The 5,508-nt window shown below is 51.2% G+C and carries 2 tRNA genes and 3 rRNA genes; all 5 read left to right on the forward strand.

What is annotated here, in order from left to right:
- Nucleotides 1-366: 366 nt before the first annotated feature.
- Nucleotides 367-1,904: ribosomal RNA gene (locus BMX05_RS12250) — 16S ribosomal RNA — on the forward strand.
- Between the two features lie 90 nt (nt 1,905-1,994).
- Nucleotides 1,995-2,071 (forward strand) — tRNA-Ile (locus BMX05_RS12255).
- A gap of 8 nt (nt 2,072-2,079) precedes the next feature.
- Nucleotides 2,080-2,155: transfer RNA gene (locus tag BMX05_RS12260), tRNA-Ala, on the forward strand.
- A gap of 236 nt (nt 2,156-2,391) precedes the next feature.
- Nucleotides 2,392-5,271, forward strand: a 23S ribosomal RNA gene (locus tag BMX05_RS12265).
- Between the two features lie 122 nt (nt 5,272-5,393).
- Nucleotides 5,394-5,508: ribosomal RNA gene (gene rrf, locus BMX05_RS12270) — 5S ribosomal RNA — on the forward strand; the annotation flags it as partial.

Consider the following 5,508-nt stretch of genomic DNA (forward strand, 5'->3'; position numbering starts at 1 on the left):
TAGGCTAGACTAGCCCTAGTGGGTTTTTGCTAAGTGTTTGATAAAAAAGACATTGACGCGAAAAACTCAGGCGCTATAATGAGCGCCATCAAGTCGAGGGACAGAACAAGACGCAGCGACGAGTTCGCTACTGAGGTTTCTGGAACAAATAAAGGCTTGACAAGGTTGGAGGATCAGGTAGAATGCTTGCCTCTGACGCGATTTACGAATCGCACTGCTCTTTAACATAATCAGGTAATTATAAGTGGGCGCTTGCCTAGACTGATGATCTTATCACTAAGATAATCAAGGCAAGCGACTCGTCAATAAGCGAGACGTTTAGACCTTGAGCCAAGTTTGGTTCCACTTTAGGAACTATATGATTTTAAACTGAAGAGTTTGATCATGGCTCAGATTGAACGCTGGCGGCAGGCCTAACACATGCAAGTCGAGCGGCAGCGGGGAGTAGCTTGCTACTTTGCCGGCGAGCGGCGGACGGGTGAGTAACGCATAGGAATCTGCCCAGTAGAGGGGGATAGCCAGGGGAAACTCTGATTAATACCGCATACGCCCTACGGGGGAAAAGGGGCTTTTAGCTCCTGCTATTGGATGAGCCTATGTCGGATTAGCTAGTTGGTAGGGTAAAGGCCTACCAAGGCGACGATCCGTAGCTGTTCTGAGAGGATGATCAGCCACACTGGGACTGAGACACGGCCCAGACTCCTACGGGAGGCAGCAGTGGGGAATATTGCACAATGGGGGGAACCCTGATGCAGCCATGCCGCGTGTGTGAAGAAGGCCTTCGGGTTGTAAAGCACTTTCAGCAAGGAGGAAGGCCGTATGCTTAATAGGCATGCGGATTGACGTTACTTGCAGAAGAAGCACCGGCTAACTCCGTGCCAGCAGCCGCGGTAATACGGAGGGTGCGAGCGTTAATCGGAATTACTGGGCGTAAAGCGCGCGTAGGCGGATAGGTCAGTCAGATGTGAAAGCCCTGGGCTCAACCTAGGACGTGCACCTGATACTGCTTATCTAGAGTAAGGTAGAGGGTAGTAGAATTTCCTGTGTAGCGGTGAAATGCGTAGATATAGGAAGGAATACCGGTGGCGAAGGCGGCTACCTGGACTATTACTGACGCTGAGGTGCGAAAGCGTGGGGATCAAACAGGATTAGATACCCTGGTAGTCCACGCTGTAAACGATGTCGACTAGCCGTTGCCGACCTTGAGTTGGGAGTGGCGCAGCTAACGCGATAAGTCGACCGCCTGGGGAGTACGGCCGCAAGGTTAAAACTCAAATGAATTGACGGGGGCCCGCACAAGCGGTGGAGCATGTGGTTTAATTCGATGCAACGCGAAGAACCTTACCTACTCTTGACATCCAGAGAACTTTCCAGAGATGGATAGGTGCCTTCGGGAACTCTGAGACAGGTGCTGCATGGCTGTCGTCAGCTCGTGTTGTGAAATGTTGGGTTAAGTCCCGTAACGAGCGCAACCCTTATCCTTATTTGCCAGCGGGTTATGCCGGGAACTTTAAGGAGACTGCCGGTGACAAACCGGAGGAAGGTGGGGACGACGTCAAGTCATCATGGCCCTTACGAGTAGGGCTACACACGTGCTACAATGGTAAGTACAGAGGGTTGCAAGACCGCGAGGTGGAGCTAATCTCAGAAAACTTATCGTAGTCCGGATTGGAGTCTGCAACTCGACTCCATGAAGTCGGAATCGCTAGTAATCGCGAATCAGAATGTCGCGGTGAATACGTTCCCGGGCCTTGTACACACCGCCCGTCACACCATGGGAGTGGACTTCACCAGAAGTAGTTAGTCTAACCGCAAGGGGGACGATTACCACGGTGGGGTTCATGACTGGGGTGAAGTCGTAACAAGGTAGCCGTAGGGGAACCTGCGGCTGGATCACCTCCTTAACCGATAGAGACACGGTTTAGGCAAAGTGCTCACTTATAATTACCTGATATGTAGAGAAGATTGAGTAGGCTTTGAGGCCTTACTGTTGTAGGCTTGTAGCTCAGCTGGTTAGAGCGCACCCCTGATAAGGGTGAGGTCGGTGGTTCAAGTCCACTCAGGCCTACCAAAGACGATGGGGCTATAGCTCAGCTGGGAGAGCGCCTGCCTTGCACGCAGGAGGTCAGCGGTTCGATCCCGCTTAGCTCCACCACGCACTCAATCTTAGCTGTATAGAGTATACAGATGTAAGGATGACGTTTTAATGAAGACGGTCTTTACCTCTGTAGATTTTCTACGGACGCTCTTTAACAAGATAACGAAGTCTGAAACCAAGAAGTAATTAAGGATACACACAAGCGATGAGTATCCGGCGAAACTTTGTCTAATACTTGATACGATTTTGAGACGGATTTGATCTTAGAGATTAGAGACGTTTTGGGGTTATAGAGTCAAGTGATAAAGCGCATATGGTGGATGCCTTGGCAGTCAGAGGCGATGAAGGACGTGGAAACCTGCGAAAAGCTTTGGGGAGCTGGTAAACAAGCTTTGATCCGAAGATGTCCGAATGGGGAAACCCACTGAGCTTGCTCAGTATCTTGATCTGAATACATAGGATTAAGAGGCGCACCTGGGGAACTGAAACATCTAAGTACCCAGAGGAAAAGAAATCAACCGAGATTCCCTTAGTAGCGGCGAGCGAACGGGGATTAGCCCAAAAGTGCAGATTAGTTTAGTGGAAGGTTCTGGAAAGAACGGCCGTAGAGGGTGATAGCCCCGTACACGACAAGCTTTTTTGCATGAAAATGAGTAGGACGGGACACGAGAAATCCTGTTTGAATATGGGGGGACCATCCTCCAAGGCTAAATACTCCTGACTGACCGATAGTGAACCAGTACCGTGAGGGAAAGGTGAAAAGCACCCCGGAGAGGGGAGTGAAATAGCTCCTGAAACCGTATGCGTACAAGCAGTCGGAGCAGACATGTTCTGTGACGGCGTACCTTTTGTATAATGGGTCAGCGACTTACATTCAGTGGCGAGGTTAACCGTATAGGGGAGCCGTAGCGAAAGCGAGTCCTAACCGGCGCGAGTCGCTGGATGTAGACCCGAAACCGAGCGATCTACCCATGGGCAGGTTGAAGGTTGAGTAACATCAACTGGAGGACCGAACCGGGATCTGTTGAAAAAGATTCGGATGACCTGTGGGTCGGAGTGAAAGGCTAATCAAGCTCGGAGATAGCTGGTTCTCCTCGAAAGCTATTTAGGTAGCGCCTCGAGCGAATACCATTGGGGGTAGAGCACTGTTTGGGCTAGGGGGTCATCCCGACTTACCAACCCCATGCAAACTCCGAATACCAATGAGTACTACTCGGGAGACACACGGCGGGTGCTAACGTCCGTCGTGAAAAGGGAAACAACCCAGACCGCCAGCTAAGGCCCCAAAATTCTAGTTAAGTGGGAAACGATGTGGGAAGGCTAAAACAGCTAGGAGGTTGGCTTAGAAGCAGCCACCCTTTAAAGAAAGCGTAATAGCTCACTAGTCGAGTCGGCCTGCGCGGAAGATATAACGGGGCTAAACTAGGTGCCGAAGCTGCGGGTGCATCTTAGGATGCGCGGTAGAGGAGCGTTCTGTACGCCTGTGAAGGTGGATTGAAAAGTCTGCTGGAGGTATCAGAAGTGCGAATGCTGACATGAGTAACGACAAAGGGCGTGAAAAACGCCCTCGCCGGAAGACCAAGGGTTCCTATCCCATGCTAATCAGGGTAGGGTGAGTCGGCCCCTAAGGCGAGGCTGAAAAGCGTAGTCGATGGGAAACGGGTGAATATTCCCGTACTGCTTATTACTGCGATGGGGGGACGGAGAAGGCTAGGCCAGCGTGGTGATGGTAATCCACGTAAAAGCAGGTAGGTCGTGATTTTAGGCAAATCCGGAATCACAAACCGAGATGCGAGACGATAAAGCTTCGGCTTTAAAGTGGTTGATGCCCCGCTTCCAAGAAAAGCCTCTAAGCTTCAGGTAATAAGTAACCGTACCCCAAACCGACACAGGTGGTCAGGTCGAGAAGACCAAGGCGCTTGAGAGAACTCGGGTGAAGGAACTAGGCAAAATGGTGCCGTAACTTCGGGAGAAGGCACGCTGCATTAATGTGAACGCCCTGCGGCGGGAGCATGAAGCAGTCGAAGATACCAGGCCCCTGCAACTGTTTATTAAAAACACAGCACTGTGCAAACACGTAAGTGGACGTATACGGTGTGACGCCTGCCCGGTGCCGGAAGGTTAATTGATGGGGTTAGCGCAAGCGAAGCTCTTGATCGAAGCCCCGGTAAACGGCGGCCGTAACTATAACGGTCCTAAGGTAGCGAAATTCCTTGTCGGGTAAGTTCCGACCTGCACGAATGGCGTAATGATGGGGGCACTGTCTCCACCCGAGACTCAGTGAAATTGAAATCGCAGTGAAGATGCTGTGTATCCGCGGCTAGACGGAAAGACCCCGTGAACCTTTACTATAGCTTCACAGTGGACTTTGATGTTGCTTGTGTAGGATAGGTGGGAGGCTAAGAAGCAGTCACGCCAGTGATTGTGGAGCCAACCTTGAAATACCACCCTGGCAACCTTGAGGTTCTAACTCAGATCTGTGATCCAGATCGAGGACATTGTGTGGTGGGTAGTTTGACTGGGGCGGTCTCCTCCCAAAGCGTAACGGAGGAGCGCGAAGGTACCCTCAGCATGGTTGGAAATCATGCAATGAGTGCAAGAGCATAAGGGTGCTTGACTGTGAGACAGACACGTCGAACAGGTGCGAAAGCAGGTTCTAGTGATCCGGTGGTTCTGTATGGAAGGGCCATCGCTCAACGGATAAAAGGTACTCCGGGGATAACAGGCTGATACCGCCCAAGAGTTCACATCGACGGCGGTGTTTGGCACCTCGATGTCGGCTCATCACATCCTGGGGCTGAAGTCGGTCCCAAGGGTATGGCTGTTCGCCATTTAAAGTGGTACGCGAGCTGGGTTTAGAACGTCGTGAGACAGTTCGGTCCCTATCTGCCGTGGACGTTGGAGATTTGAGAAGAGTTGCTCCTAGTACGAGAGGACCGGAGTGAACGAACCTCTGGTGTTCGGGTTGTTCTGCCAAGAGCATTGCCCGGTAGCTAAGTTCGGACGGGATAACCGCTGAAAGCATCTAAGCGGGAAGCCTCCTTTAAGATAAGATCTCCCTGAGCTTTAAGCTCCTAAAGGGCCCAGTAAGACCAACTGGTTGATAGGTCGGGTGTGGAAGCGCTGCGAGGCGTTGAGCTAACCGATACTAATGACCCGTGAGGCTTGACTCTATAACACCCAAAGCGTTTTAAAAGACAGTATTAGCAAAAAAGTTTGGATACTTACCTTGTACCTTTACTTCTTCAGACCGAGTTATCAAGATAATGCCTGATGGCATTATCGTACCGAATTGCTTGACGACCATAGCCCGCGTGAACCACCTGAATCCATGCCGAACTCAGCAGTGAAACCGCGTCGCGCCGATGATAGTGTGGGGTCTCCCCATGTGAAAGTAGGTTATCGTCAAG

The organism is Allopseudospirillum japonicum (genome assembly GCF_900108915.1).
In the GTDB taxonomy this organism is placed as follows: domain Bacteria; phylum Pseudomonadota; class Gammaproteobacteria; order Pseudomonadales; family Halomonadaceae; genus Pseudospirillum; species Pseudospirillum japonicum.